Here is a 25,774-nt window from a genome sequence, read left to right as displayed (position 1 = left end):
CTCCCCAATACCCCCCATCACCCCCCCATCCCTCCCGTCCCCCTCTCCCCCATCTCCCCCCCCTCCCCACCCCCCCCTCTCCCCACCTCCCCATCTCCCCCCTCTCCCCCTTCCCGAACGCCGTCATCCTCGCCGGGTGGGATGATAGAATTAGTAACACCTATAGACACGATCGCCACTCGTGAATCGCCCTGGAATCGGAAAACCGCCATGTTGAAAGCCCTGCTCGGAGATCCCAACGCTCGGAAAATTAAAAAATTTCAACCGATCGTCACCGAAATCAATTTATTAGAAGAAGATATTAAAAAGTTATCCGACGAAGATCTAAAGCGAAAAACTCAAGAATTTAGGGAAAAACTGGACAAGGCGAGAAGTTACGACGAGAGAGAGGAAATCCTCGACGAAATTCTCCCCGAAGCTTTCGCGATCGTGCGCGAGGCGGGAGTGCGGGTGTTGGGGATGCGCCATTTCGACGTGCAGTTACTCGGGGGGATGGTACTCCACAAGGGGCAGATCGCCGAGATGAAGACCGGGGAAGGAAAAACCCTCGTGGCGACGCTTCCCTCGTATCTCAACGGGTTAACCGGCAAAGGCGTTCACGTCGTCACCGTGAACGATTATCTAGCCCGTCGTGACGCGGAGTGGATGGGACAGGTACACCGATTTCTCGGGTTAAGCGTGGGACTGATCCAGGCGGGAATGTCGCCGGAGGAAAGAAAGAAAAACTACGCCTGCGATATCACCTACACCACGAACGGCGAACTCGGTTTCGATTACCTGCGCGACAATATGGCCACCACGATGGGGGAAGTGGTGCAAAGACCGTTTAATTACTGCGTTATTGACGAAGTAGACTCGATTCTCATCGATGAGGCGCGAACTCCCCTGATTATCTCCGGCGCGGTCGATCGACCCACGGAAAAATATCTTCTCGCCTCCCAGGTCGCGGCGCAGTTGGTCAGACAACAGGAGGAAGAAGGCCCGGGCGATTACGAGGTCAACGAGAAAGACCGGCAGGTGTTGATGACCGATGACGGTTTTAAAAAGGCGGAAGAATTACTCGGCGTAACAGATCTCTACGATCAGGAGAATCCCTGGGCGCACTATATTTTCAACGCCATTCGCGCGAAAGAACTGTATTTGAAAGACGTGAACTATATCGTCCGCGGCGGCGAGGTGGTGATCGTCGATGAGTTTACCGGACGGGTGATGCCGGGACGACGTTGGGGGGATGGACTGCATCAGGCGATCGAGGCGAAAGAAAGGGTCGAGATCCAACAGGAAACCCAAACCCTCGCCACCATTACCTATCAGAACTTTTTCCTCCTCTACCCGAAACTCTCGGGAATGACGGGGACGGCGAAAACCGAGGAGACGGAACTAGAGAAGGTCTATAACCTACAGGTAACGATTATCCCGACGAACCGGATCTCCCGCCGTCAAGACCTCGCCGACGTGGTTTACAAAAACGAGGCGGCGAAATGGAACGCGGTTGCCGAAGAGTGCCAGCAGATGCACGAGAACGGTCGTCCGGTTCTGGTGGGGACGACTAGCGTGGAGAAATCGGAACTACTCTCCTCGCTTCTGCAACAGCGAAAAATTCCCCATAATCTCCTCAACGCGCGCCCGGAAAACGTGGAACGGGAATCGGAAATCGTCGCCCAGGCAGGACGCGCGGGCGCGGTCACGATCGCCACGAACATGGCGGGACGGGGAACGGATATTATTCTCGGGGGGAACTCCGATTACATGGCGCGTTTGAAGATCCGCGAGTACCTGATGCCGAAAGTGGTCATGCCGGAGGAGGATAATCTCGGGTTCAATATGCCGGCGGTCAGCGATCGAGAACGTCCCCAAGGTTTCGGTAAGGACAAGAAAAAGAAAAACTGGCGCGCGTCCGCGGAGATTTTCCCGACCGCGTTACCGAAAGAGGTGGAAAACCAGCTAAAAGAGGCGGTGAAATTCGCCGTCGATCGCTACGGAAGCCAGAGTTTACCGGAACTGGAAGCCGAGGAAAAGATCGCGATCGCGGCGGAAAAAGCGCCCACCGACGATCCCGCGGTTCTGAAGTTACGGGAGGCGTATAAACTCATCCGTCAGACCTACGAGAACTTCACGGGGAAAGAACACGAGGAAGTGGTCGATCGCGGCGGATTACACGTGATCGGGACGGAACGCCACGAATCCCGGCGGATCGATAACCAGTTACGCGGTCGCGCGGGCCGGCAGGGCGACCCCGGTTCGACGCGGTTTTTCCTCAGTTTAGAGGATAACCTGCTGAGAATTTTCGGCGGCGATCGGGTGGCGGGACTGATGGACGCGTTCCGGGTCGAGGAGGATATGCCGATCGAGTCGGGAATGCTCACCCGTTCCCTGGAAGGCGCGCAGAAAAAGGTGGAAACTTTCTACTACGACGCGCGCAAACAGGTGTTCGAGTACGACGAGGTGATGAACAACCAACGTCGGGCGATCTACGCGGAACGGCGCCGGGTATTGGAAGGGATGGATCTCAAAGAACAGGTTCTCCAGTACGCGGAAAAAACGATGGATGAAATCGTCGATGCCTACGTCAATCCCGAACTGCCCGCGGAAGAATGGGATCTAGAAAAATTGGTGAGTAAATCGCAAGAATTCATCTATCTTCTGGAGGATATTACCGCAAAAGATCTGGAGGATATGAGCGTCAGCGAGATGAAGATGTTCTTGCACGAGGAAGTCCGCAAAGCCTACGAGATTAAAGAAAGTCAGGTCGATAATATCCGTCCCGGACTGATGCGCGACGCGGAACGTTTCTTTATCCTGCAACAGATCGATACCCTCTGGCGCGAACATTTACAGGCGATGGAAGCGCTCCGGGAATCGGTGGGTTTACGCGGTTACGGACAGAAAGATCCGCTGATCGAGTACAAACAGGAAGGGTACGAAATGTTCCTGGAGATGATGATCGATATCCGTCGTAACGTCGTCTATTCTCTCTTCCAGTTCCAACCCCAGGGACAGCCGCAAGCGGTTTAAAAACGGGGGGAATTTTCGCGGGAGTTCGGTGACGCGGGGAAAAATTACCCGCGTTAGATCCCGCGATTTTCGGCGATCGATTCCTGTAGGAATTTCGCCCACTGTCCCGCGAGGGCGATCTCGGTGAAGGGGATTTTTCGGGTCGATCGATCGCGGAGGATTAATTCTATAGCCGTCGAACCGCTCGCGGGCGCGGGATCGAGATCGACGGGGCGATCGTTCACCAGTAATCGCACCGATTCCACGTCGTCTAGAGAGACTGTCTGGAGATCGATCGCTCCTTTTCGGGTGGGTTTGCCCCAGGTGAGCGATCGCTCTTTCTGACCCAATACCGAATAGATATCGTATTTCGCCCGATCGAACCCTTCCGCCCACTGTCGGTACATCTCCACCTTCCGGTACTCGTTCCAACCGCTCCAGGCGAGACCGATAAACAGGATCAGCAGGGGCAACCACAATAACCCGCGTTCCATAAAAATTGGCGTTTAGATTGCAAAATATTACATCTATTGTAGACTTCCACGACGCTCGGCTCCCCTCCCCGGCATTCTTGCTATAATCGGTGGTCGAAATTCGAGTAGGAAAAATCGCTCTCATGGCAGATTGGCAGGAAATAGACGGGGGGATCACGGCCCCGAAAGGATTTAAAGCCACGGGAATGGCGGCCGGTTTAAAACCGTCCGGCGCGCCCGATTTAGCCCTGATCGTTTCGGATACGGACGCGATCGCGGCGGGCGTTTTTACCACCAGTCAAGTGCGCGCCGCTCCCGTCGATTACTGCCGTCAACGCCTCCAGGCGAAAGCCAGCGCCCGCGCGATCCTCTGCAACGCCGGACAAGCCAACGCCGCCACCGGGGAAGCCGGTTGGCAGGATACCCTCGATACCGCCGCATCTCTGGGCGAGATCTTGCAAATTCCCGCGGATTCTATCCTGATCGCCTCCACGGGGGTGATCGGCCAGCGAATTCGCATGACGGAACTGAAAAACGCGCTTCCGCGGTTGGTGAGCGAACTATCGGAAGAGGGGGGAGCCTCGGCCGCGCGGGCGATTATGACCACCGATCTCGTGCCGAAATCGATCGCCCTGGAAACGACGATCGACGGCCGTCCGGTTCGGATCGGTGGCATCGCGAAGGGATCGGGGATGATTCACCCGAATATGGCGACGATGCTCTCGTTCGTTACCTGTGACGCGGCGGTTTCGACGCATCTGTGGCAGAGTATGTTAAGCCGGGCGGCGAATAAAAGTTTTAACCAGATCACGGTGGACGGCGACACGAGTACCAACGATAGTCTGATCGCGCTCGCGAACGGACAATCGCGGACGATGGCGATCACCGAACCCGGCAAGGACGCGGAGAAACTAGAGGCGATGCTGACGGAGGTGTGTCAGTATCTGGCGAGATCGATCGCCCGCGATGGCGAGGGGGCTACCTGTCTCGTCGAGGTACGGGTTTCGGGCGCGGCCGATGACGAGTCGGCGCGGAAAATCGCCAAAACGATCGCCGGCTCCTCTCTGGTGAAATCGGCGGTTTTCGGGCGCGATCCCAACTGGGGACGGATCGCGGCGGCCGCGGGTCGCGCGGGTGTCATCTTCCATCAGGAGGATTTACAGATTAAATTGGGCGATTTCGTGATGATGGAAAACGGACAACCGTTACCGTTCGATCGGGCCGCGGCGAGTAATTATCTAAAATCGGCCGCGAGCGGGGCGTACCTGCAAGAGGATACCGTCCTGATGTCCGTCTGTATCGGCAACGGATCGGGAACGGGTATCGCGTGGGGGTGCGACCTCAGCTATGATTACGTCAAGATTAACGCGGAATACACGACTTAGAGGAGGCAGGAGGCGGGAGACGATTATGATTATCTCTTCCACCTCTAGCCTGAAATTTGTCGAGATTCCGTTACGGCTGATTCTCGACCTCCTCCGCTTCCTCGGGCGTGGAAACCGAGGTAAAAAGTACGCTCTTGGCCGCGCCGAGCGCTTCTTTCAAAAACAGGGGTGGAGAGACGGCATCACGAGACAGTAACTCGATCTGTCGCTTCAACTCGGATACGAGATCCGGTTGTTGGTCGGCGAGGTCGGTCTTTTCCGAAGGATCGCGCGATAGGTTAAAGAGTTCGACGCGAGGCGGTAGGGTGACTTGCCAGACGAGTTTCCAATCTCCCCGACGGAGAGCGGCCCGAAAAGGCTCGACACTGTAGACGATCTCATCGCGCTTCGAGGTCTTTCCATCGCTCAGGGCCGGCCAAAGGTTCGTTCCGTCGAGCGGCTTACTCTTACTAGACGATACGCCGGCGAGACCGGTTAGGGTCGGGTACAGATCGACTATATGGCTCGGCTGGTTGACTACCGAACCGGCCGGGATCTGTCCGGGCCAGTTGGCGAGAGCGACGACCCGATTCCCCCCCTCGTAGAGCGAGCCTTTTCCATCGCGGAAGGGCCCGTTATCGGCGGGAATGGTTCCCCCGGAAGTATCGACCTCGCCCGTCACCTGGGCGGAACGGGGTCCACCGTTGTCGCTTTGGAAGAAGATGAGGGTGTTGTCACGCATCCCCCGTCGATCTAACGCCGCGATTACCCGACCGATCTGATCGTCCATCGCTGTAATCATGGCGGCGTAGGCGCGACGATTGGGATCGCTAATTTTGGCATACCGATCGAGATACTCTGGCGGCGCTTGATAGGGGGCGTGGGGCGCGGTAAAAGCTAGATAAAGAAAGAGCGGGGTTTTCGGATCGTGATTTTCAATGAGCTTCACCGCCTCTTGTCCGAGCAACGTAGTCACGTACCCCTCTTCGCGAACCAACTCGTTATTTCGATACCAATCGATTTTTCCGTGCGCCTGATGGGTGAAATAGTCGATCTCGCCGAGAAGCGGACCGTATTGATAATCGAAGCCTCTCTGTCGGGGCCAGTATTTGGGGTCCGCGTGTCCGAGGTGCCATTTTCCGACGATCGCCGTTTGGTAGCCCGTTTCTTTTAAGGCTTGGGGTAACAACCACTCGTCGGTAGCGAGGCCGTACTTACCCGCCGAGGGAATTACTAAGGTTTGTAGTCCGTAGCGATAGGGATACCGACCGGTCATCAGGGCCGCTCTCGATGGAGTACACATAGAATGGGCGTAATATTGTTCGAGCCGGGCCCCGCCCCTGGCGAGTCGATCGAGATTCGGGGTCGCGATATCGGAGCCGTGAAACCCGACATCTTTCCATCCCTGATCGTCCGACATTATGTAGACAATATGGGGGCGCGAAGGTGGCTGTTCGGCTACCGCTAATGGCCCCCCTCGAAAACCGATCGAAAAAAGGGCCAACAGGAGAACCGCTAATAATCCGATCGAACCCGCGCGAAATTTCATGTCTCGCTCACCCTTAAGCTTGTTGATGTTCCGATTATAATCGGCCCGTTCGGAAATTCGCCCGAAATCTCGATTGTTTACAATCATTCACGTCATCACCTTTTTCTGGTTTCGTGTCGCGAAGAATTCGGACGGAACGAGGATTCGGGCGCGGATGTAGATGACGATCGGCGATCGGAGCGTGGATGACATGAACCGAACCCGGTTCCCTCCTTTGCCGATCCCGAACCGCCCTCGGTTACGAGTGAATAGCGGACGGCTACAACGCGAAATCCCCGATCGTCCGGAATGGTCGATCGGGGATTTTTGTCAAGAAGAAAGGGGCGAGTTAACTTTCGGCCTCTCCGCGGGTTTGGATGTACAGAATGAGCAGAAAGACGGTCGGAACCAAAACGAAAAGAATACTCGCGATAAATCCCAGGTTGTTTACTTGCATGATCGGCGACCTCTGACACGGTTGTACGGATAATACCATTTTTTAGAATATCACCCGGCGAAACCGGCGAGCGATCGAGTGTGGGCGGGACTTCCCCGACGGGGGTTTCGCGGAAATTCGAGGGCTTATTTCGATCGAGATAAGGATCGCTCTTGCTACCGTTCTCGATCGCCCCGATTCTCCCATCTACATCTCGTAGCCGAACTTATTGGGATCGACCTCTTGGAGATCGATATCGACTAACCCGTATTCGGCCCAGCGTCGGGCGACCATCGCGGCCACATCGGGATCGGACTCTAGCGGCTCTCCCCACTCGTGATCGGTTTCGGGAGGGATTTTCGTCGTCGCGTCGATGCCCATGCGTCCCCCCAGGCCGATTTTCTCGCTGGCGAAATCGAGGGTATCGAAGGGCGTTTCCGGCAGGATAAACACGTCCCGCGAGGGGTCTACTTTGGAACTCAGCGCCCATACCACCTGACGGGGATCGCGGATATTGATATCCTTATCGACGACGATGACGAATTTGGTGTAGGTGAATTGGGGTAACGCGCTCCAAAAGGCTAGGGCCGCCCGTCGCGCCTGGCCGGGATAGGCTTTATCGATCGAGATAATGGCCGCTTTATAACTCAGCGCCTCCATCGGAAGGAAGAAATCGGTGATTTCCTGTACCTGTTGCCGTAGGATCGGCGTGTAGATGCGATTGAGAGCGATCGCCATCATCGCCTCTTCTTTCGGGGGACGACCGCTAAAAGTGGTCAGATAGATCGGATTTTCGCGGTGTGTCATGCAGTGGAAACGGATGAGCGGGGAATCCTCCACTCCGCCGTAATAGCCCATGTGATCGCCGAATGGGCCGTCCGGTAACATCTCGCCGGGGGTAATGGTTCCTTCTAACACGATTTCCGAGTCCGCGGGGACTTCGAGATCGAGGGTTTTACATTTGGCTAACCGCACTCCCGATCCCCCGTAGAGACCGGCGAATAGCCATTCGGAGAGATCCACGGGAATAGGAGTCGCCGCGGCCATGATAATGAGGGGATCGACCCCTAAAGCGATCGCTATCTCTAGTTTTTTGCCCTGCTGTGCCGCTTTTCGCAGGTGTCTCGCCCCCCCGCGCACCGATAACCAGTGAACGGTCATGGTATTTTTCGACTGTAGTTGGAGACGGTATACTCCCACGTTCGGCGTTCCGGTCTCGCAATCTTTCGTGATCACTAGCCCTAACGTGATAATTTTGCCCGCGTCGTTGGGATAGGGACGGATCATCGGGATTTTGTTTAAATCTAGGTTCTCTCCCTCGATAATGACCTGATGGCAGGGTGGGAAAAAGTCGCGATTCGGTTTGGCCTTGAGAACATCGAAGAGAACTTTTCCGAAGTCGATCGCTTGAGCTATTTTCTTCGGCGGTTTGGGTTGTTGCAGGAGAGCGAGTTTTTTGCCGAGATCTTCTAGTTCTTCGGGTTTTTCCCGGTTCATCGCCCAACAGATCCGCTCTACCGTTCCCATCAAATTCACCGCGACGGGAAATTCGGCCCCTTTGACATTCTCGAACAGTAACGCGGGGCCGCCGACCTGTAGCATCCGGTTGGAAATTTCGGCGATTTCCAGATCCGGATCGACTAAAGCCTTGATACGTCGCAGTTGTCCCCGTTCCTCCAGGAGTTGGATGAATCCCCGTAAGTCTCTGGCCATGATGAAGAAATGTAAATGAATCGCTGTCTCTATTATCGGCGATCGACACCCATCGGAAGCCTCCCCTTTCCACGGGAAAAGTATTCGGTGGGAGTCCGGACTTTCCTCCCGCCTCCTGACTCCTGCCTCCTCGGGATGTTAGATTCGGATAGGGTTTCGGGAAGTTTAAACGTATAATCTCGATCGATCCCCCGCTTTTACCGCTCTCGCTCGCTGTATGACTACCGATCTTCCTTCGATCCCGGATTGGGAATTCTCGCGTCGTTCGATCGCTTCTACTATCTATCAGTGCCTTTTATCGGTTTATCGGCATTACCCGCGATGGATGTCCGAAAAGCTGAAAAATCAACCCTGGGAAAAGGAAGAGTTCCGGGAGAGATTTATCGCGTGGTCGATCGAGAAAATCGGAATGCCGACGGGGACGAACGAGACAGTAAACCGTTTACTGCCGATGTTGACGAGTGGTTTGGAAAGCGAGTTTTTTACCTCGCCGTATTACGTTCGGTTGATCACGAGCGTTCACGAGATTTTACAGTATCCGTTCTTAAATTATTCCTCGATGATCCTGCTCGACGCGGAGAATCTGTTTCTGGAGGAAAAGTTAGAAAGATTTGTCGCGGAAACTTCTCCCTATCCGATCCGGGGGAAATACGCGTTCGCTAACTGGCGAGGGTTGGGAAAAAAGGATCTGGATTTTCACCAACGCGGTTATCATCTGATTCACGTTCCCCCGGATAAGAATAATACGGATTTAAAAATGACCTCGTTCGGGTTATCGATCGCCATTCAATACCCGCGGATTAAAGAGGTTTTCGTTTGTTCGTCCGATCGAGATCTCGATCATCTGGCGAATAGTCTCTTAAGTCACGGGTTAAAAGTCTATCGGGTTTTCCGACGGGATAACGATCTGGTGGTTAGTGATGGGAATAGTTCTAGCGATCGAAAATATTCTCTCGTGACCGCGGAAAGCGTACTTTCTCTAGAAGATTCTATCTCTTCTCTTAAAGAAATCGTTCAAAAAGAGCGGGAAGATTCTAATTCATTTTGGATGCCGCTCGCCCGACTTTCCGCGGTATTTCGAGAGAAACACGGGATCACGCTCTCGCAGGTGATCTCGCGCCATCTCCCCGGAAAAAGAGCGCGGGATATTTTCCTCGATCGCAAACAGGATTTCGTCATCCATCAAGTGAGCGAGGAGTCGGAAATTTATATTTCTTTATTCGATTTTGCTCCCGCCGAATCCACGGAAGCTCTCCCCTCGGTATCTCGATTTTCTAAACAAGATTGCGAGGATTTTATTCGCGGGTTCATCGAGGAAACGACTCGGAAAAATCCCACTAAACCCTCGACGGTAGCCGATATCGCCAGTAAATTCTATCAAACCCACGCGATCCAACTGAAACAAGTGACCGAACAGTTAGGGCTGGGAAAACATTTACCGAAAGCGCTGAAAAACTTCGAGAGATTGGAAATTACTAAAATCGGCAATACCTATCAGGTTAGTTGTCGGGAAGATTCGGGTTCGAGCGATCCGATTATTTCTACGAAAGAACAATTTTTAGAAATTGTCGATCGACTGACGAGGGAATTACTGGAAAAATCCGATCGACCCTCGATTAATATCGGCAACGTCGGCGCTTATTTCCGGGAACAATATAATGTTCCCGTCACGAAAATGATGAGTCAATTAGGAATGGGGAAAAATTTAACGAAAGCATTTCAATCGATCGACGGATTACAATTGACGAAAGTAGACAATAACTATTTTGTCGGTCTACGGGAAAATCCATCCTAATCTCTCGCCAAAAACTCGCGAATATATTGATTGACTAAATCCGGCCGTTCCTGTTGTACCCAGTGGCTACAGTCGGGAATATATTTCACGGTAAAATCCCGCACGTATTCCTCGGTTCCGTAGGTTAACTCTTTTCCTAATGCCGTGTCCTCTTCTCCCCAGATCATCAGCGTGGGTATGTCTAACTTCTCGGTCGGGATCTGGCTACTAGAGGGAAATTTCGAGAAAATCCCGCGATAGTAATTAACCATCGCCGTTAACGCTCCCTCTTTAGCCGCCGCGTTTTTATAGGCTTCCAGATCTTCGGGAGAAAAGGCGGATTTATCGATCGCCATTTCGGAAAAAATATTCGCGATCGTCCGGTAGTTATTCTTTTTTAACCATAATTCGGGGAGTAGGGGAAGTTGGAAAAAGAAGATATACCAGCTTCGGAAAATTTGCGGGGAGGTGAACAATCCCTTGAGGAATTTAGCGGGATGGGGAATATTTAAGACGATTAATTTCTCGACGCGGTGGGGATACTCGTAGGCGAAAACCCAGGCGATCGCCCCTCCCCAATCGTGCGCGACCAGGATACAATCTTCATAACCCAGACCGGTGATCGCGCCGTCGATATCTTTGACGAATTCCTCCATACTATACGCGTCCCGCGATGGAGGTTTATCGCTGTCGTTGTAGCCGCGGAGATCGATCGCGACCGCGTGATAATCTTTAGCGAATTCCGGTAATTGATGCCGCCAAGAATACCAGAATTCGGGGAAACCGTGGAGGAATAACATCAGTTTCCCCTGTCCCTGACTGACGTAGTGGAGTCGGATGCCGTTGGTGGTGAGGAAACCCTCGCGCTGTTCCGAGGTTAGTAAGGTCATGAAGATTTTTACGCTACGGTGGGGAGACGTTAGCGGAACGTCTCTACCCTATTTTACGGTTTGACCACGAGAACGGAACACTTCGCGTGATGGATGACGTAATTGCTCACACTCCCTAACAGTAGCTCGGAAATGCCCCCCCGCGCGTGGCGGCCGATGACGATGAGATCCGCGCCCCAATCTTCGGCAACCCGACAGATGGCCTCTCCGGGTTCCCCGATATGATAGTCGGCTGTCGCGCGAATCCCTTCCTCGCGAGAGCGTCGGACGAATCCATCGAGCCAGGTTTGCAGTTGATTTTGTACTTCTTCGGTGAGTTGCTGTTCGATTTCCATCATTTCGGGGGAATATACCCCGCCGTAACCGCTTAAATTCCCGTAAATAAAGGTATTCGAGTAGGGAATCAGCGGTTTTTGCAGGCTGTAGAACACGCGAATTTCACTGCCGTAGTTTTTCGCCAGTCTTAGCCCGGTATCGAAGATTTCCGGGGTGATGTCTTCATAATCGACGGCGACGAGGATTTTTTGGCAGGTGATGCCGTCTTGGTTCACCCGTTCTAATAGTTCGGTATTCTTTATCATAGCCCCTCCTCGCGCTAATGAATTCTTATACTTCTATTATGACATATTTAACAAAACGGTAGCGTTTACTACAGACAGATGACGCGGGGGGGGGTCGGGAAACGAGGGGTATCGCTTTTTTCTGTCGGGGCGATCGATATAAAGGGTTAGATTTCGGTTTTTTCGGGAGCGATCGGGTTTTTCGCGCTTTTTGGCGGTTTATGAAAAGATAGGGTGGATTAGCGAAGCGTAATCCACCCTACGGGGCTAAATTTATCAGGTTTTAGCTGGAAATAGATTGAAGCTGACCGCTTTTCACTCGAATTCTCGGGCTAGGGCGCAGGTGATATCGGGGAAGGCGGCGAGGGTTTTCACGACTTCTAGATCGAATTCGAGCGATTGTTTCAGGAGGAGATCGGCGTATTCCTGTAGGGGTAAATAGTGATATTCTCGCCCTAATCGTTGTAATTCTCTAGCGAATTCTCGTATTTCGCCAACGATAGCGGTATCGGTGATTTTCGGCCAGATCTCTCGCTCTCGGACGCGTAAATGTTCGAGGAGTTCGATCTCCGGCGCGGGGAGGTCGCGGACGACGGTTAGATGCGGGGTTGTGGTTCGGGTCGGTACGAAAGTGGGGATAGCGAGGAGTCGATCGATCCATTCGTTATCTTTGACGATCTCGACGCGGGGGAAAACGAGTCGGAATAGGCTTCCTTCGCCTTCCTCGCTTTCGAGTTCCAATCTACCCCCTAAATACTCGGTCAATCCTCGGGCGATCGCCAAACCACAGCCGATCCCCCCGTGGTGACGGGTTAAACCGCTATCGGCCTGGGAGAACGGCTCGAAAACCCGCGCCCGATCGCTCTCGGCGATGCCGATCCCGGTATCCCGGACGCTAATCGTCAACTCGATCGCCCGCTCGGGTTCGACCGCCCGGCAGTCGGCCTCGATCGTCACCCTTCCCCGCTCGGTAAATTTGATCGCGTTATCGAGCAGTTTCGAGAGAATCCGTTTGAGGGCGAGTTCATCGAAGATCAGCGGGGGTAGATCGGGGGAGATCGCGGTGACTAGGGCGATATTTTTTTCCCTAGCTTTCGCGGAAGCCATCTGTCCCACCTCGCTCAACAAACTTCGGGGATCGAAACACTGGAAGGAACGCTCCATATCTCCGGATTCGAGCCTGGATAATTCGATAATATCTTCTAGGGTCTTCATGAGAACGTTACCACTTTCTAAAATCGAGACGATGTAGGAACGCGAGGGTTCCTCCTGGATCTCGTACTGCAAAAGTTGACAGAACCCCTGGATCGCGTTCATCGGGGTGCGGATTTCGTGTTTAATATTGGTGAGGAATTCTTGCTTGAGCTTGCGGGCGATCGTCGCTTCCTCTTGTAAATGTTTTCGCTCGTCGCGCTCCTCGCGATACCGGTGTAAGGCGATCTCGATCGTCACTTTTAATTCTTGGACTCGATAGGGTTTGAGAAGATAACCGTAAGGGTTGGTTTTTTTGGCTCGCTCTAGAGTTTCCGGATCGCTGTACGCGGTTAGATAGACGATCGGTATCCCATATCGCTGTTGAATTTCTTGACCGAGCGAGATCCCGTCGATCGGACCTTTTAACGTGATATCTAGTAACACGAGATCGGGTTTCGTCTGTTCTAGCGCTCGCGTGGCGGCCGGGGCGGAATCTACCACGCTCAAGACCTCGTATCCATCGTCCTGTAACGCTTCCCGAAGACTGTGGGCGACAATTAACTCATCTTCTACAATTAAGATTGTAATAGGTTTCATGGGACGATCGCCGTTCGATCGGGCGATTTTTCTAAAGAGTATCGTTTTCTAAGCTGTTTTTCGCGAAACAACGGTTCGATTTTCTCTCCCCCCACCCTCCCCTTGTCGGGGAAACGATCGCTATAGAGCGATCGGCACTTTCCATTCCTCACCGCTTATGGACATTATTATATAGATATTTTCCCTTTTGGAAAAAAAAACTCGCGGGGTTTTTTCCGGCACTCCCGTTATTCCGAAAAAAGATATTTATCGATATAATTAAATTAATATATAGCGATCATCGAGTGTTATGGGAGAGTCAAAACGTCGGAAAACCGCCCTCGGCGATAAGTACGGACAGGACGAGAGAATCGTATCCTGGTTGCCGGTCACGAAAAAACAAGCGGAACAAGCCTATCAAGTGACCACCAAGGGGGCCTGGATCGGGATCGGCGCTCTGGCGGCGGTTTGGGTGGTGATCCGTTTCGTCGGCCCCGCTTTCGGTTGGTGGGGGGTGCAGTAATTTTCTAGCGCCCGGCGAGGATAGTATCGTCGATCGAGAGGTCGATTTCTTTCTCCCGGCGACCGCCGGCCAGATAATCGTTCTCGAAAGAGTCTTTTAGCCCCGATACCAGGTCGTATCGGGGTTTCCAGTTCAGGTGATCGATCGCCTTGTGAATGTCGGCGAAAAAGTGTTGCACCCGCAGGGGGAAGGGTTTCTGTTTCCCGAAGTCGAATTTTTTGGGGTCGTAGTTGACGATCTCGATTTTTTCGGGATCTTTGCCCATCGCGGCCGCGCAGGCTCTGGCTAACCCGTTAAAGGTGACGTAGCGATCGCCGGAGATATTATAGATCTGTCCGATCGCCCGATCGTTCCCTAAAACCGCGGCCATCGCCTCGGCCAGATCGAGGACGTGACCGAATCCGGTGAAGTGGAGACCGTTTCCGGGGACGGGTAGGGGACGATCGCGGACGAGGCGATCGAAAAACCAGGCTTCGAGATCGTTATAGTTGCCGGGCCCGTAGATGTAGACGGGACGGATCGATGTCCAGGGAATGCCGGCGGCCGCGAGATAGGTTTCCGTCTCGTGTTTTCCCTTGTGGCGGCTTTTGGGATCGATCGGATCTCCCTCGATATGGGGCATGAGGTCGGATTTTAAATAAACCCCCGCCGAGCTAACGTAGACGAAATGCTGGATTCTGTCTTTAAAAATCTCGACGAGGGGTTGAGTATCACTTAATTCGCGTCCATTATTATCGAAAACCGCGTCGAAGGTCTCGTTTTTTAGCTTTTCTTTAAGTTGCTCCGGATCGGTTCGATCGCCGTGGATCTGGCGGATTCCCTCGATCGGCGCGGGTTTATTGCCGCGGTTGAAAAGAACGACCTCGTGGCCGCGCTCGATTAAAACTCGCGTTAGATTCACCCCGATAAAGCGGGTGCCTCCCATGATTAAGATTTTCATACATTTCTCGCGTGGGTACCGAGGATTATTATCCGTGACCGGGGGATCTCGGGGAACGGTCGCTCCGGTTCGATCGGTCCGGGGCGATTTTTTCCGAGAATCCGAGAATCAAGGTATCGTCAGAACTCTCTTCGGTAAGATCGATATAGCCATTTTCACGATTCACCGTCATGAGACCTCTCGCACAATTCGTTTTGAGGCTATAAAAACCTCAAAAAATGGGATTTTACAACATAAATAGGTTTTTACTAAAAATTTTAGGTATAATATTCTTGATTATTCCTCCTGACTCCTGACTCCTGACTCCCTAACCACACGACAATTTTTGAATTCTGCAAGAGATCTATGAATACCCCGAATCCTTCCTTTCCCTTCACGGTGGTCGAGAGCGTTACCAGAGGCGGGACGATTTTCGAGATACTGGAATACGAATCCCTCGGGGGTAGTGAATCGTGGAGGGTCGCGGAACAGATTTACACGATCGATCGAGCGGGAATGCGTCTCCGTCAGCTTCGCGTCCGTCTGAACCGGGACGCGGTACGAACCGAACCGGGGGCGCTTCAATTCCTCAAGGGACGGATCGAGATGGAGAGTTCGACGGGCGCGGGCGAGGGATGGGGCGGCCTGATGAAAGGCGCGCTCGCCGCGGCCCGAACGGGAGAAACGATTTTCAAACCCCTGTATCGGGGGACAGGGGAATTGTATCTAGAACCGACCTTCGGACATTATTGGTTGAGACAACTGAACGGGGAAACCCTGTACGCGGATCAGGGGCTATTTTTCTGTTGTGAGGACTCGCTGAAAATCGACGCGCACAAGGTCGAGAGCTTTTCGGCGAGAGTGGCCGGGGGCGAGGGACGCTATCAGACCAAGGTGAGCGGGACGGGTCTCGTCGTTTTTAAAATCCCCGTACCCCCGCGCGAGATTCTCGAAATGACGCTCGATAACGAAACCCTGCAAGTGGACGGCACTTTCGCCCTGTTGCGGACGGAGGGGGTTCACTTTAACGTGGAAAAGGCTTCCACCTCGATCGTCGGCGCGATCACCAGTGGCGAGGGGCTTCTGCAAACTTTCCGGGGAACGGGACGGGTGTGGATCGCGCCGACACAACCGGTGTATCAGAAGATGTTCGGTTCCCCCGCGGGGCCGGGTTCGCTCTAGAGAGCGATCGGGTCGGGATATTTCACCGGATTAAAATCTCTAAAATACGGGAAATCCCCTGTAATCGCTCGCGTAATTCGCCGATCTCCGCCACTCGATCGACCCCGCGACGGCGGATCGTTCGGACTTTGTTCTGCACGTCCTGGAGAAGTTCCGTCGCGTCTTGAACGATCGCCTGTAATTGTAACAGTTTGGCCAGAGTTACCGAGTTTCCCGTTTTCGCCAGTTCTAAATTTTTCTCTAACGCGGTCACGAATTCCTCGGCTTGTTGACGGGCGCTCCCGCGACTCGAAGAGACGAGATCGCGGGCCGAATCTAACTCTTTTTTGAGTTCGGCGAGGCATACTCTCGCGTTTTTCCGGGGGATCTGACGACCGAATTCCTCTATCTTCGGCACGATTTCGGCGAACGGTTCACAGGTTTTTTCGATCCGGGCGAACAATTTTTGATACTCGACCTCGCGGCTTAAAATTTGACGGGCTTCCTGTCGGACGAATCCCGCTCTGAGCGCTAACTCCTGACCGGAAACCTTGAGGTTTCTTAATTCCCGATCGATTTCCTCGCGGGCTAACTTTTCGGGATCGGGTTCGATCGCTTTGAAACCGATCGCGGTGACGACAGTAACGAGAGCGGCCGCGGGAAAAATCACGACATTGGGGATTTTCCACGCCCGAACCCCCGCGACGAGAACGATCCCCCCCGCGAGAATGGCGATCGAATACTGCAAGGGAGCGGTTAGTTTAACCATAGGGATGAAAATTCTAGTTGTCGATCGGCGATCGCTCGATCGGGTCGGGATCTCTGTTGTGATAATAACCCCCATTGTTCTCGTCGATCGATGGGAGGATTTGCGGATTAAATGCCCCTTGCCGTCCGGGATCGATCGTGAAAACCGCGATCCGTCGGTGGCTATGTTATTGATGGCGGCCGGACCGATCGCCTTATAAATTCATTCTTAAGTTGACAAAAACGAAGACGGGTTCGGATAGAATAAGCGCGGGACACGGAAAATCGATCGGGAAATCCGGCTCGATCGCTCTCTCGAAAACACTCGATCGACAAGATTCGATCGACCCGAACGAATCAAAAACTGAAGGAGAAAAATTATGACGGTTGACGTGTACACTTCCGATGAACTGGCAACGATCGCTAGGGCGGTAATGATTACCGGGATGGCGGTGGCGATGGTGGACGCGGGCATTATTTCCACGGCGATCGAGGCGACCGCGCTGGCGCGAGAAATCGCCGGGGCCGCGGAAACCTATCCCACCAATACTATTATTCAAACCCTCTTTTCCGAGGAAGCGTTAAAACAAGCCAAGGAAAACCCACCCGCGAAAGTGGAGATCTCGGCCGAAGATCTCCAACCGGACACGGCGATCGATACGGCGATCGAGAAAATTAGCGCGGCGCTGGCGATTTTGAATACCAAAGCCACCCCCGAGGACATCCAACAGTACAAGGAATTTATCTATTCCTGCGCGGACGCGGTAGCCAACGCCGCCGGAAGTGGCCTCTTCGGAACCGGGGCGAAAGTCAGCGATCGGGAAGCCGTCGCGTTAACTAAACTAAAAGAAATTTTAGGGGTATAAACTCTCGGTCTCGAAACAATAATGATCGGGGCGGTAATTTACCAATTATCGCCCGATCGAGGAGTCGATCGCTCTCGATCGACAAAAATCTCTCAAGGGGAGTAAACGCGATTTATGAGCTTTAAAGATTATTTTTCCCGACAGTCCGCGGATTACGCCCGATTCCGCCCCCGTTATCCGGTGGAATTGATTCAATACTTGAGCGAACTGGTAGAGGAAAAAAAGGCCGCGTGGGATTGCGCGACGGGAAACGGGCAGGTAGCGACCGTATTGGCGAGATATTTCGAGAGAGTGTACGCTACCGATGGAAGTCAGGCGCAGATCGACAACGCGGAGCCGAATGAGAAAGTAGAATACTTCGTTTCCGTCGCCGAATCCACTCCCCTATCCCCGGACTCGATCGATCTGATCACCGTCGCGCAGGCTTTCCACTGGTTCGACGCGGATCGGTTTTTCCGCGAGGCGAAACGGGTGTTAAAACCGGACGGAATTATCGCCCTGTGGACTTACGCGTTTTTCCATCTCCCGGACGCGGACGAACGGTTAAAAGCGACGTTACAGACCTTTTACGACACGATCGACCCGTTCTGGCCCCCGGAGAGACATATCGTTATGGAGGGCTATCGATCGATCCCGTTTCCTTTCCCCGAAATCGAAATACCCCCGTTCGCGATGTCGATCGAGTGGACGGCGGAACAGGTGATCGGCTATCTTTGCACTTGGTCGGGTTTTCAGCGGTATCTCGATCGCCACGGGGAAGCCGAGATCGGTAAAGTATTAGAACGATTGGAGGAGGATTGGGGCGATCGCCAGCGGGTATACTGGCCGCTCCACCTCCGGGTGGGAAGATATTCGGGGGCGGCGGAATGACTGCTAGAATTAGCCTAGCAAACGCCCCCGATAGGAGTCGCGTATGGAACCGATCTTTATTCCCAATCTCCTGAAATCCCCCGACCGGCAGAAATCGATCGCTCTCGACGATTTCATTCCGGGTATGCAAACGCTGACACCGCTTCGGGGTATTCTCGTCGTCCGTCACGGGGGCAATTTTTTAGAGGTGTCGCTGAAAGCGGAAACGATCGTCACCTTAACCTGCGATCGCTGTTTACAACAGTACAATCATCGTTTACCCCTCGATGTCTCGGAAGTGATCTGGCTCGATCGGGAGATAGACATGGATAAAGCCTATCCCCTAGAGCGGGAGGTCGCCTACGACGATCTTTCGGAAACCCTTTCCCCGGATGGCTATTTCGACACGGAAAAATGGATTTACGAGCAGTTGTGTCTGGCTTTGCCGCTCCGTCAACTGTGCGGTAAGGACTGTCAACCGCTCACGGTGACGCAAGAGGACACCGCGCCGGCGATCGATAGTCGCTGGGCTTCCCTAGAATCGCTCAAACGTCAATTATCCGGCTCTTAATCGCGCCGATCGAGCGATCGCGGTTAATTTTCACCACTCGATCGGCTCGATCCAACATCGGCGGGAGAAAGATTTCGGGATGTAAACTTTTCCAAAAATACTTGACAAATTCCTCTATCTCTGTATATCTCATCCCGCCCGCGGGTTCGGCTGTTTTCCGCCATTGCAGACTCCAGCGATAATCGAGGGGATAGAGGATTAAGAGTCGATCGATCCGCTCCCAGAGGGGGATATAGTCCCGTAAGCGTCGGTTGCAATCGCGGGCGAAGGCGCGATCTTCCGCGGTTACAATCGGATCGGGAGGGGAATCGAAAATTTCCTCCCCGACAGGACGAACGCCGAGAAACCAGCCTTCAAAAAGGATAATATCGATATCCCCGACGATTTCGGGGTCGATTCTATCTCCCTGTCCCCCGTGCGAGGCCTTGTTAAATCGGGGGATGGCGATCGATCTCTCGCGGTTCCGAAAGCGATCGAGGGTTTCGATTCCCGATTCTATATCGTGCGTTCCCGGCGGGCCGCGCCAGCGTAATCTAGGATCGGCCTCGCGTAGTTGTAAACGTTCCGAATAGGTTTTATACAGATCGTCGATCGACAGTCCGATCGCTCTCACCCCGAAGGATTGTAAAATTAGCCGTAAAATGACCGTTAACGTCGTTTTTCCCGTTCCCTGCGGCGCGAGGATTCCCTGTACGAACGGTTTCGGCGAATCCCGGAGTTCGATCGCCACCGTCAGCCACAAGCGCCAGAAAGTGACGAGAATCGCGTCTTCCGAAGAGATCCCCAATTCCCGGCACTTTTCCCGCACTTCCGGCCAGAGAAGTCGGAATCGTTCTATTTTTTCTTGGAGAGAAAAAAAATCAGCCTGCCGAGAATCTTCTCTCTCGGAGGCTAATAATATTTCGATCTCATCGGTGTGAAGATTCGCGTTGTTAATGATTCGACGCAAAATATCGGAGAAGGTCACATCTTTATCCCGATTGTCTGGAGATCTAGCGGGGATACGGGAGGGAAAGGCTGATTCTTTCCCCTGTTCCCTTTCCCCATTATTCAGCGAATCCGTCCCGTTTTTCGCTTAGAAGGTAAAGGTGGTGCGTAGGACTCCCACCGCGGTCGTCGAGTTGCGCGAGTCACCTTCGGGATTGAAGATGACGAAACCGCCGGGGGTGAAACTAATATTATTATTCACCTTGAAGTTATAGTACGCCTCGACCTGATAGGGAGTGGCGAGCGATCGGATATCGGACGGTTTTCGCGTCGCGCCTCCTCCCGCGGCCGTCCGATACTGGGGTTGTCCGAAGATTAAACCCGCCGAATTCCCCGGCAGAATGAGATCCGGGAAATATAAACCCGTCATCCAACTACTGAGATTGGTATACGCGCCACCGTTGGCCTGCTCGACAAAGAAATAGGAACCGTAGCCGGTGAGGTAGGCGAAATCGCTAAAACGCCAGGTGAACGTCGCGCCCACGGAATTGATATTGACGGGAGTGGTGAGCGGTAAGCCTCCCAGAACCCCCGTAGACGAGGCCGCCGCTCCGTTGCCGAGAATGTTGATCTGGTGGTAACTGTAAGCGTAGTTCAGGCCGATATCGAGGCTACTGAAGGGTTTTAAGGTTAACTGGGCTTCGGCCACGTAACTACCGTTAAATAAGCCCGCGCCGAGGGGAGTGCCGGGAAACCCTTTATTATCGGGAATCGCGGCGTTAACACTCGCGTAGAGGGCGCGGAAATCCACCTGCGGGATGGGGGTATAAATAAAGCCCCCGGCGGAAGCGAGTCCCGAACCCGAAGTTCCCCCGGACATCCGCAAAACGGGGTTCACCGCCGCGAAACGGGAGATCGCGCCCTGTCCCTCGCTGGAGAAGGGGATAATCGTCGGGAACGCGTCGGTGGTTTCCGCCATCGGGCCGATAAAGGCGGTAAATTTATCGAAAACGGGGAAGACGTAGAGCAGTTTATAGAGACAGACATCGTTTCCCCCGCAATTCACGCTCAAATTCTGCGGGTTAAATCCGGGGAATTGCGGTTCGTAGTTCAGTTTGGTCATCGAATCGGTCAGAACCGATACTTGGTTCGGGAAGAGGGTTTCCCCGACGCTAGAACTACCGGATAGGCGAGAACCGAAGTTATAGGACTGTAAACCGGTGATTAAAGCGTCTTTTCCCGTGAAACTGGTGGATAAATTCAGTCGGACGCGGTTATTGAAGACGAATTGCGCGTCACTGTTGTCGGGTTCGCCTCCGGTCGCGCCCTCCACGGAAAAGATCACCTCGCCGCTTAATTTGGTAGTGGTGGAAAATTGATGATCTTCGAGGAAGGAGGTGCGTTGTTCGAGATTATCGACGCGCGCGCCCAACGCGGCGAGTTCGGCTTGAAATTCTTCGGCGAGTCGTTTGAGTCGATCGATATCCTCGCGAACAACCGATACGCCCTCTTGTAGTAAACGTTCCATCACGTTGAGGCAGGCGTTTAAACCGGCGGCGAATTCCCAACGGGTGAGGGCGCGATCGCCTCGGAAGGTGCGATCGGGATAACCGACAATACACCCGTACCGCTCGACTAAACTCCGCAAAGCTTCATAGGCCCACGAGGTCGGTGACACGTCGCGCAGTTGATTGACGCTCGTTACCTGCGCCATCGGATTGGCGCGAGGTTCGGCCGCCAGACTAGAAACGGAGGGAATCGTCGCCATCGGGTTCGCGGGAGATTCTTCGGCGTTCGATCGCCCGCTATCGAACCCGACAGTTAAGAGAGATAGGACAACCGGCACGCCGATCGAGATCGGGGAAAATCGTTTCACGATACACTCCTCACATTCGCTAGATAGCGGAAAAAGAGTCGATCGAGCCTTGCAACGAACGAAAGAATATTTACGCCCGTAAATCTTTATCATTGACTCTTACGGGGTAATTCGCGGACTCGATCGAGAGAATCCTTTTCCTTTCCCAATTATGTCCGCAACCCCGGAAAATGGAACCCGATCGAGTTCGGAATTTGTTATGAATCCCTTAAAAAAAGGCGATAGGAGCGAATCCCGAAAGATCCGCCCCTATTCGATCGCCGTCCGCGCCTTATTTCAGGGCTTCGGCGGTTTCGGGAGAGTTGGCTAACTCGGCCAGTTTTTCCTGTTGGTCGCGGCCGATACAGGATTGGATAATATCCTCGATATCGCCTTCTAAGGCCCGATCGAGCGGGAAATTCTGGTTCAAACGGTGATCGGTGAGCCGGTTATCCTTATAGTTATAGGTGCGGATTTTCTCCGATCGGGAACCGGTTCCCACCTGCGATCGACGCATAGACGAGACTTCGGCCTGTTGTTCCTGTAACTTGATCTCGTACAGTTTCGCCCGGAGGATCTGCATGGCGCGCTCGCGGTTTTGCAGTTGCGATCGTTCCTCGGTACAGAAAACGCGGATTCCCGTCGGTTTGTGGATTAAATCGACCGCGGTTTCCACCTTGTTCACGTTCTGACCGCCCGCGCCGCCCGATCGGGCCGTGGTAAGCTCGATATCCTTCGGATCGATATGCACTTCCACGTCATCTACCTCTGGCATGACGGCAACCGTCGCGGTGGAAGTATGTACCCTTCCGCTCGCCTCGGTTAAGGGAACCCTCTGCACGCGATGCACCCCGGCCTCGTATTTCAGCTTACTATAGACGTTATCCCCTTTAATTTCGAGGATCGCCTCTTTAAAGCCGCCCATATCGGCTAAAGACTCGCTCAGAAGGCTCACTTTCCAGTTCTGCGTCTCCGCGTACCGGGAATATAAACGCACGAGATCGCCAGCCCAGATACTCGCCTCATCCCCCCCGGTTCCCGCGCGGATCTCCAGCATGATGTTCTTATCATCGTTGGGATCGCGGGGGAGGAGAAGAATCGTCAGTTTCGCTTCTAGTTCCTGAATCTGATTTTCCAGTTCCTCGACTTCTAAGGCGGCCATTTCCCGCAATTCGGGGTCGCTGGCGGACTCTTTGAGGATCTGTCTCGCCCCGACGAGATCTTCCGTCGCTTTCTGCCAGATCTCGTAGGTGTTTACCGTTTCCTCTAGGGAGGCGCGGGCTTTGGCTACCCGTTGGAGTTCGTTGGGATTGCCGGTAATGTCGGGGTCGGCGAGACGGCGGGTGAGTTCCCGATAGGTTTGTTCGACGGATTTGAGTTTGTCTAAAAGATAAGTTTCAGCCATGATAGTAGTACCTAAGTATTAGAGGGGGTCCGATAGATGCGTTCGGTGAGTCCCGCTAATGCTTGGCAAAATTTTCTGGCGAGTTTCGAGTGAGCGATCGCATGGTTTCGATGACCGATTCTTTCCTTGTCTATTGTACTCGCTGGGGGCGGGGCGGAGATCGATCGGGGGGAGGCGATCGTCATTCGCATCTGGGGGATGACAGAAAGCGAACGATAGAATATGCTAAAAGAAGCTTGAATCAGGGAATAACCCTGATATAGCCATCTAATCACTCGCGGGTTAAGTATTGATTTCCGTTGTTGATCCTGCGACGGTGTATCTTTCGGTTAGCTTTACAACCGCGCGCGTCTCATGAGCCGGAAACGCGTCAGGGAATAGGTTAGAATACGCCCGCGAGTTTTTTTTTGCTATCCCTAAGTTATGCCTATTCGATTTCCCCAGGGACAATTAAAAAATCAAAAAGTCAAGGTAAAAAAACTCTCTAAGTTTCTTCTAAGAGAAGAACCAGAAGTGTTACGCAAAAAATTTGAATCTTTAAAATATCCTGGCGATGTGGCGAATTTGCTACAAGTACCTTATCGTATTCTCGTGTATCATATTTATTTGGTTAATCCAGAGATTAGATATAAAAGATTTGAGATACCGAAAAAAACTGGTGGCATTCGTCAGATCTGTACTCCTGTAACCGCGCTAAAGTTAATTCAAGGCAAACTCAATCAAGTTTTACAGGCGGTTTATGTTGTAAAACCTTCTGTACATGGATTTGTAGAGAGAAAGAATATCGTCACTAACGCCCAAGCTCATGCGGGTAAGCGTTATGTACTTAATTTAGACTTAGAAGATTTTTTTTCTTCAATCAATTTCGGGCGAGTTCGAGGATTATTTATGTCGCCCCCCTATGGTTTAAGTCCAACTATAGCTACAATTTTAGCTCAGATTTGTTGTCATGATAATCAACTTCCACAAGGCGCGCCAACCTCGCCGATTGTGACAAACATGATCTGCGCGAAGATGGATAGTCAATTACAACGTTTAGCTAAAGAATGCAAGGCCACATATACTCGTTACGCTGACGATATCACTTTTTCTACTACGCTTCCGAAATTTCCCGAATCCCTAGCTTCTATCATTGATGAGGAGGGAATTAAAAAAGTTATTTTGGGTCAGCCTCTATTCAATATTATTGCTGAGAATGGATTTAGAGTTAATGATAGAAAAGTAAGATTACAGACGAGAAATAATCATCAATCTGTCACTGGTTTAACCACTAATCAATTTCCGAATGTCGATCGCTCTTACATTCGTCAAGTACGCGCCATGCTTCATGCTTGGGCGAAGTTCGGTTTAGATGCGGCGGAAAAGGAGTTTCAGGAAAAGTATGAAAAAAAATCACGATTTTCTCTCAAAGGTAAATCAAATTTTTTACAAATTTTAAGAGGTAAAATAGAGTTTATTGGATTGGTAAAAGGAAAAACAGATAGTGTTTACTTGAAATATTTCGAGAAATATCATAAACTTGTTAAAGCATTACCCGAAAACTAAATTCTTTATATTTATTATGAATGAAAAAATTGAAAAAGACATTAATGATCTTAAAAAAGTTGTTTTTATGATGTACGAGGATATTTCTCGATATTTAAAAAAAACGACCGATAGTTCTTTATTTGGCAATGAATTAATCCAAGAAATCAATAAATTTTCAAGCTCGATACACCCGACGCAAAAAGAGGATGAGAAATCATCTCAATCTTTAAATGACGAAAATGAATTTTTGATTGATTATAAATACATCGATTCTAAAGATAAATCTTTATGTGTTTTGCGTGAGAATCTTGAACAATACAATAAAGATATGGCAAAATTCAGACAAAAGGACAATGCCTTGAGTTTTATCCATTTTTGTGGAGAAGCAATTAGATCTATTGAAGCAATACTTAGAGAATTATTTAAAAGAGAATATATCTGTATAAGTGAACGCAAAAGTGACAACAAACTTTTGACCGCTTACGATCTTGTTTGTGAAGAATATCGTAAATTGCAATTTGAAACACCAGTAGATATATATGTTCGGGCAGAGAGTATCACAAGTGATATGTACGCAGAAATAAGCGACGGGAGGTATATTTTCAAAAAAGAATTTGATAAGTTAAAAAATCAGACTCATGCAATGATCAGCATTTTCTTTTATATCCTAGATCGAAATTTTAAAAACAAGAAAAATGTATTATTTGCAAATTATATGCATATCATAAATATTAAAAAGTACAGGAATATATCATCTCATGGCTCTGAGGAAAAAGTAGGAGAAGCGATCAAAGAAAAGTTAAAGAATCAAAAATATGCATATGCTCTATACTCTCCTAAACCTCAATATGAAGAAATTACAAAAGTTATTGATTGGTTTATTAAAGAAGTTTATCAAAGAATATGTCGGATATCTTAATAA

At 51.8% G+C, this 25,774-nt stretch carries 24 protein-coding genes; 11 read left to right on the top strand and 13 right to left on the bottom strand.

The genetic code is table 11. From position 1 onward, the window contains the following. The first annotated feature begins 210 nt into the window (after window positions 1-210). Window positions 211-3,015, top strand: coding sequence for a preprotein translocase subunit SecA (gene secA, locus V0288_RS18795; RefSeq protein ID WP_332866693.1), 2,805 nt, complete (start codon window positions 211-213; stop codon window positions 3,013-3,015). Between the two features lie 53 nt (window positions 3,016-3,068). On the opposite strand, the gene V0288_RS18790 is transcribed toward secA, so the two are convergent. Continuing rightward, window positions 3,069-3,488: a hypothetical protein gene (locus V0288_RS18790; RefSeq protein WP_332866692.1), complete on the bottom strand. Its 420-nt coding sequence runs from the start codon at window positions 3,486-3,488 to the stop codon at window positions 3,069-3,071. A gap of 122 nt (window positions 3,489-3,610) precedes the next feature. Here V0288_RS18790 and argJ point away from each other — a divergent pair, with 122 nt between their 5' ends. Further along, window positions 3,611-4,852 carry a bifunctional ornithine acetyltransferase/N-acetylglutamate synthase gene (gene argJ, locus V0288_RS18785; protein WP_332866691.1) on the top strand — a complete coding sequence of 414 codons (1,242 nt, stop codon included), beginning with the start codon at window positions 3,611-3,613 and terminating at the stop codon, window positions 4,850-4,852. A 70-nt stretch (window positions 4,853-4,922) separates the two neighbouring features. Here the strand turns inward: argJ and V0288_RS18780 are convergent, their stop codons facing one another. The 3 genes from V0288_RS18780 to V0288_RS18770 form a co-directional block, all read right to left on the bottom strand. Beyond that, window positions 4,923-6,380 (bottom strand): arylsulfatase B, encoded by a 1,458-nt coding sequence (locus V0288_RS18780; protein WP_332866690.1) that lies wholly within the window; start codon window positions 6,378-6,380, stop codon window positions 4,923-4,925. A gap of 328 nt (window positions 6,381-6,708) precedes the next feature. Further along, on the bottom strand, window positions 6,709-6,816 hold the full coding sequence (gene psbM / locus V0288_RS18775; protein ID WP_332866689.1) for a photosystem II reaction center protein PsbM: 108 nt from the start codon (window positions 6,814-6,816) through the stop codon (window positions 6,709-6,711). A gap of 186 nt (window positions 6,817-7,002) precedes the next feature. Continuing rightward, the gene (locus V0288_RS18770; RefSeq protein ID WP_332866688.1) at window positions 7,003-8,508 is read right to left on the bottom strand and encodes a UbiD family decarboxylase; all 1,506 of its coding nucleotides are present in this window, start codon (window positions 8,506-8,508) and stop codon (window positions 7,003-7,005) included. Between the two features lie 217 nt (window positions 8,509-8,725). On the opposite strand from V0288_RS18770, the gene V0288_RS18765 reads away from it, so the two are divergent. Next, the gene (locus tag V0288_RS18765; protein WP_332866687.1) at window positions 8,726-10,303 is read left to right on the top strand and encodes an NYN domain-containing protein; all 1,578 of its coding nucleotides are present in this window, start codon (window positions 8,726-8,728) and stop codon (window positions 10,301-10,303) included. Here the strand turns inward: V0288_RS18765 and V0288_RS18760 are convergent. The 3 genes from V0288_RS18760 to V0288_RS18750 all read right to left on the bottom strand — a co-directional run bounded on the left by V0288_RS18760 (window position 10,300) and on the right by V0288_RS18750 (window position 13,523). Beyond that, complete coding sequence (locus V0288_RS18760; RefSeq protein ID WP_332866686.1) at window positions 10,300-11,172, bottom strand: alpha/beta fold hydrolase; 873 nt, start codon at window positions 11,170-11,172, stop codon at window positions 10,300-10,302. The genes V0288_RS18765 and V0288_RS18760 overlap by 4 nt on opposite strands. 53 nt (window positions 11,173-11,225) lie before the next feature. Further along, window positions 11,226-11,750 carry a universal stress protein gene (locus V0288_RS18755; RefSeq protein ID WP_422662020.1) on the bottom strand — a complete coding sequence of 175 codons (525 nt, stop codon included), beginning with the start codon at window positions 11,748-11,750 and terminating at the stop codon, window positions 11,226-11,228. A 297-nt stretch (window positions 11,751-12,047) separates the two neighbouring features. Then, the gene (locus V0288_RS18750; protein ID WP_332866684.1) at window positions 12,048-13,523 is read right to left on the bottom strand and encodes an ATP-binding response regulator; all 1,476 of its coding nucleotides are present in this window, start codon (window positions 13,521-13,523) and stop codon (window positions 12,048-12,050) included. Window positions 13,524-13,812: 289 nt separating this feature from the next. Between V0288_RS18750 and V0288_RS18745 the strand changes: the two genes are divergently transcribed. Then, the gene (locus V0288_RS18745; protein ID WP_332866683.1) at window positions 13,813-14,025 is read left to right on the top strand and encodes a DUF2839 domain-containing protein; all 213 of its coding nucleotides are present in this window, start codon (window positions 13,813-13,815) and stop codon (window positions 14,023-14,025) included. Window positions 14,026-14,029: 4 nt separating this feature from the next. Here the strand turns inward: V0288_RS18745 and V0288_RS18740 are convergent, their stop codons facing one another. Both V0288_RS18740 and V0288_RS18735 read right to left on the bottom strand, forming a co-directional pair. Beyond that, entirely contained in the window at window positions 14,030-14,965 is a 936-nt protein-coding gene (locus tag V0288_RS18740) for an NAD-dependent epimerase/dehydratase family protein (protein WP_332866681.1), read from the bottom strand. 28 nt (window positions 14,966-14,993) lie between these two features. Further along, window positions 14,994-15,137, bottom strand: a complete 144-nt coding sequence (locus tag V0288_RS18735; RefSeq protein WP_332866680.1) for a hypothetical protein — start codon at window positions 15,135-15,137, stop codon at window positions 14,994-14,996. A 173-nt stretch (window positions 15,138-15,310) separates the two neighbouring features. Between V0288_RS18735 and V0288_RS18730 the strand changes: the two genes are divergently transcribed. Beyond that, on the top strand, window positions 15,311-16,126 hold the full coding sequence (locus tag V0288_RS18730) for an AIM24 family protein (protein ID WP_332866679.1): 816 nt from the start codon (window positions 15,311-15,313) through the stop codon (window positions 16,124-16,126). A gap of 22 nt (window positions 16,127-16,148) precedes the next feature. On the opposite strand, the gene V0288_RS18725 is transcribed toward V0288_RS18730, so the two are convergent. Then, window positions 16,149-16,874: a hypothetical protein gene (locus V0288_RS18725; RefSeq protein ID WP_332866678.1), complete on the bottom strand. Its 726-nt coding sequence runs from the start codon at window positions 16,872-16,874 to the stop codon at window positions 16,149-16,151. A 4-nt stretch (window positions 16,875-16,878) separates the two neighbouring features. On the opposite strand from V0288_RS18725, the gene V0288_RS18720 reads away from it, so the two are divergent. From V0288_RS18720 to V0288_RS18705, 4 genes are all read left to right on the top strand, one after another. Then, window positions 16,879-17,073 carry a hypothetical protein gene (locus tag V0288_RS18720; protein WP_332866677.1) on the top strand — a complete coding sequence of 65 codons (195 nt, stop codon included), beginning with the start codon at window positions 16,879-16,881 and terminating at the stop codon, window positions 17,071-17,073. Window positions 17,074-17,232: 159 nt separating this feature from the next. Next, the gene (locus tag V0288_RS18715; protein WP_332866676.1) at window positions 17,233-17,718 is read left to right on the top strand and encodes a hypothetical protein; all 486 of its coding nucleotides are present in this window, start codon (window positions 17,233-17,235) and stop codon (window positions 17,716-17,718) included. Window positions 17,719-17,832: 114 nt separating this feature from the next. Next, a complete protein-coding gene (locus V0288_RS18710) occupies window positions 17,833-18,588 on the top strand; it encodes a class I SAM-dependent methyltransferase (RefSeq protein ID WP_332866675.1) in 756 nt (251 codons plus the stop codon). Between the two features lie 43 nt (window positions 18,589-18,631). Beyond that, complete coding sequence (locus V0288_RS18705; protein ID WP_332866674.1) at window positions 18,632-19,138, top strand: YceD family protein; 507 nt, start codon at window positions 18,632-18,634, stop codon at window positions 19,136-19,138. Here the strand turns inward: V0288_RS18705 and V0288_RS18700 are convergent. The 3 genes from V0288_RS18700 to prfA form a co-directional block, all read right to left on the bottom strand. Further along, complete coding sequence (locus V0288_RS18700) at window positions 19,113-20,087, bottom strand: glycerate kinase (RefSeq protein WP_332866673.1); 975 nt, start codon at window positions 20,085-20,087, stop codon at window positions 19,113-19,115. The genes V0288_RS18705 and V0288_RS18700 overlap by 26 nt on opposite strands. Window positions 20,088-20,213: 126 nt before the next feature. Then, a complete protein-coding gene (locus tag V0288_RS18695; RefSeq protein WP_422662019.1) occupies window positions 20,214-21,833 on the bottom strand; it encodes an iron uptake porin in 1,620 nt (539 codons plus the stop codon). Window positions 21,834-22,212: 379 nt separating this feature from the next. After that, the gene (gene prfA, locus V0288_RS18690) at window positions 22,213-23,325 is read right to left on the bottom strand and encodes a peptide chain release factor 1 (protein ID WP_332866671.1); all 1,113 of its coding nucleotides are present in this window, start codon (window positions 23,323-23,325) and stop codon (window positions 22,213-22,215) included. Window positions 23,326-23,748: 423 nt separating this feature from the next. Between prfA and V0288_RS18685 the strand changes: the two genes are divergently transcribed. Continuing rightward, a complete protein-coding gene (locus V0288_RS18685; RefSeq protein WP_332866670.1) occupies window positions 23,749-24,870 on the top strand; it encodes a reverse transcriptase domain-containing protein in 1,122 nt (373 codons plus the stop codon). A 16-nt stretch (window positions 24,871-24,886) separates the two neighbouring features. Then, the gene (locus V0288_RS18680; RefSeq protein ID WP_332866669.1) at window positions 24,887-25,771 is read left to right on the top strand and encodes a hypothetical protein; all 885 of its coding nucleotides are present in this window, start codon (window positions 24,887-24,889) and stop codon (window positions 25,769-25,771) included. Window positions 25,772-25,774 lie beyond the last annotated feature (3 nt).

The sequence above is a fragment of the Pannus brasiliensis CCIBt3594 genome (assembly GCF_036688125.1).
GTDB lineage: Bacteria > Cyanobacteriota > Cyanobacteriia > Cyanobacteriales > Microcystaceae > Pannus > Pannus brasiliensis.
The sequence above is the reverse complement of the archived record's forward strand: the minus strand, read 5'-3'. Positions and strand labels throughout refer to the sequence as shown.

Coding starts and splice junctions, on each gene's coding strand:
- secA (WP_332866693.1), top strand. CDS start 211: ATGTTGAAAGCCCTGCTCGGAGATCCCAACGCTCGGAAAATTAAAAAA.
- V0288_RS18790 (WP_332866692.1), bottom strand. CDS start 3,488: ATGGAACGCGGGTTATTGTGGTTGCCCCTGCTGATCCTGTTTATCGGT.
- argJ (WP_332866691.1), top strand. CDS start 3,611: ATGGCAGATTGGCAGGAAATAGACGGGGGGATCACGGCCCCGAAAGGA.
- V0288_RS18780 (WP_332866690.1), bottom strand. CDS start 6,380: ATGAAATTTCGCGCGGGTTCGATCGGATTATTAGCGGTTCTCCTGTTG.
- psbM (WP_332866689.1), bottom strand. CDS start 6,816: ATGCAAGTAAACAACCTGGGATTTATCGCGAGTATTCTTTTCGTTTTG.
- V0288_RS18770 (WP_332866688.1), bottom strand. CDS start 8,508: ATGGCCAGAGACTTACGGGGATTCATCCAACTCCTGGAGGAACGGGGA.
- V0288_RS18765 (WP_332866687.1), top strand. CDS start 8,726: ATGACTACCGATCTTCCTTCGATCCCGGATTGGGAATTCTCGCGTCGT.
- V0288_RS18760 (WP_332866686.1), bottom strand. CDS start 11,172: ATGACCTTACTAACCTCGGAACAGCGCGAGGGTTTCCTCACCACCAAC.
- V0288_RS18750 (WP_332866684.1), bottom strand. CDS start 13,523: ATGAAACCTATTACAATCTTAATTGTAGAAGATGAGTTAATTGTCGCC.
- V0288_RS18745 (WP_332866683.1), top strand. CDS start 13,813: ATGGGAGAGTCAAAACGTCGGAAAACCGCCCTCGGCGATAAGTACGGA.
- V0288_RS18740 (WP_332866681.1), bottom strand. CDS start 14,965: ATGAAAATCTTAATCATGGGAGGCACCCGCTTTATCGGGGTGAATCTA.
- V0288_RS18735 (WP_332866680.1), bottom strand. CDS start 15,137: ATGACGGTGAATCGTGAAAATGGCTATATCGATCTTACCGAAGAGAGT.
- V0288_RS18730 (WP_332866679.1), top strand. CDS start 15,311: ATGAATACCCCGAATCCTTCCTTTCCCTTCACGGTGGTCGAGAGCGTT.
- V0288_RS18725 (WP_332866678.1), bottom strand. CDS start 16,874: ATGGTTAAACTAACCGCTCCCTTGCAGTATTCGATCGCCATTCTCGCG.
- V0288_RS18720 (WP_332866677.1), top strand. CDS start 16,879: ATGAAAATTCTAGTTGTCGATCGGCGATCGCTCGATCGGGTCGGGATC.
- V0288_RS18715 (WP_332866676.1), top strand. CDS start 17,233: ATGACGGTTGACGTGTACACTTCCGATGAACTGGCAACGATCGCTAGG.
- V0288_RS18710 (WP_332866675.1), top strand. CDS start 17,833: ATGAGCTTTAAAGATTATTTTTCCCGACAGTCCGCGGATTACGCCCGA.
- V0288_RS18705 (WP_332866674.1), top strand. CDS start 18,632: ATGGAACCGATCTTTATTCCCAATCTCCTGAAATCCCCCGACCGGCAG.
- V0288_RS18695 (WP_422662019.1), bottom strand. CDS start 21,833: ATGGCGACGATTCCCTCCGTTTCTAGTCTGGCGGCCGAACCTCGCGCC.
- prfA (WP_332866671.1), bottom strand. CDS start 23,325: ATGGCTGAAACTTATCTTTTAGACAAACTCAAATCCGTCGAACAAACC.
- V0288_RS18685 (WP_332866670.1), top strand. CDS start 23,749: ATGCCTATTCGATTTCCCCAGGGACAATTAAAAAATCAAAAAGTCAAG.
- V0288_RS18680 (WP_332866669.1), top strand. CDS start 24,887: ATGAATGAAAAAATTGAAAAAGACATTAATGATCTTAAAAAAGTTGTT.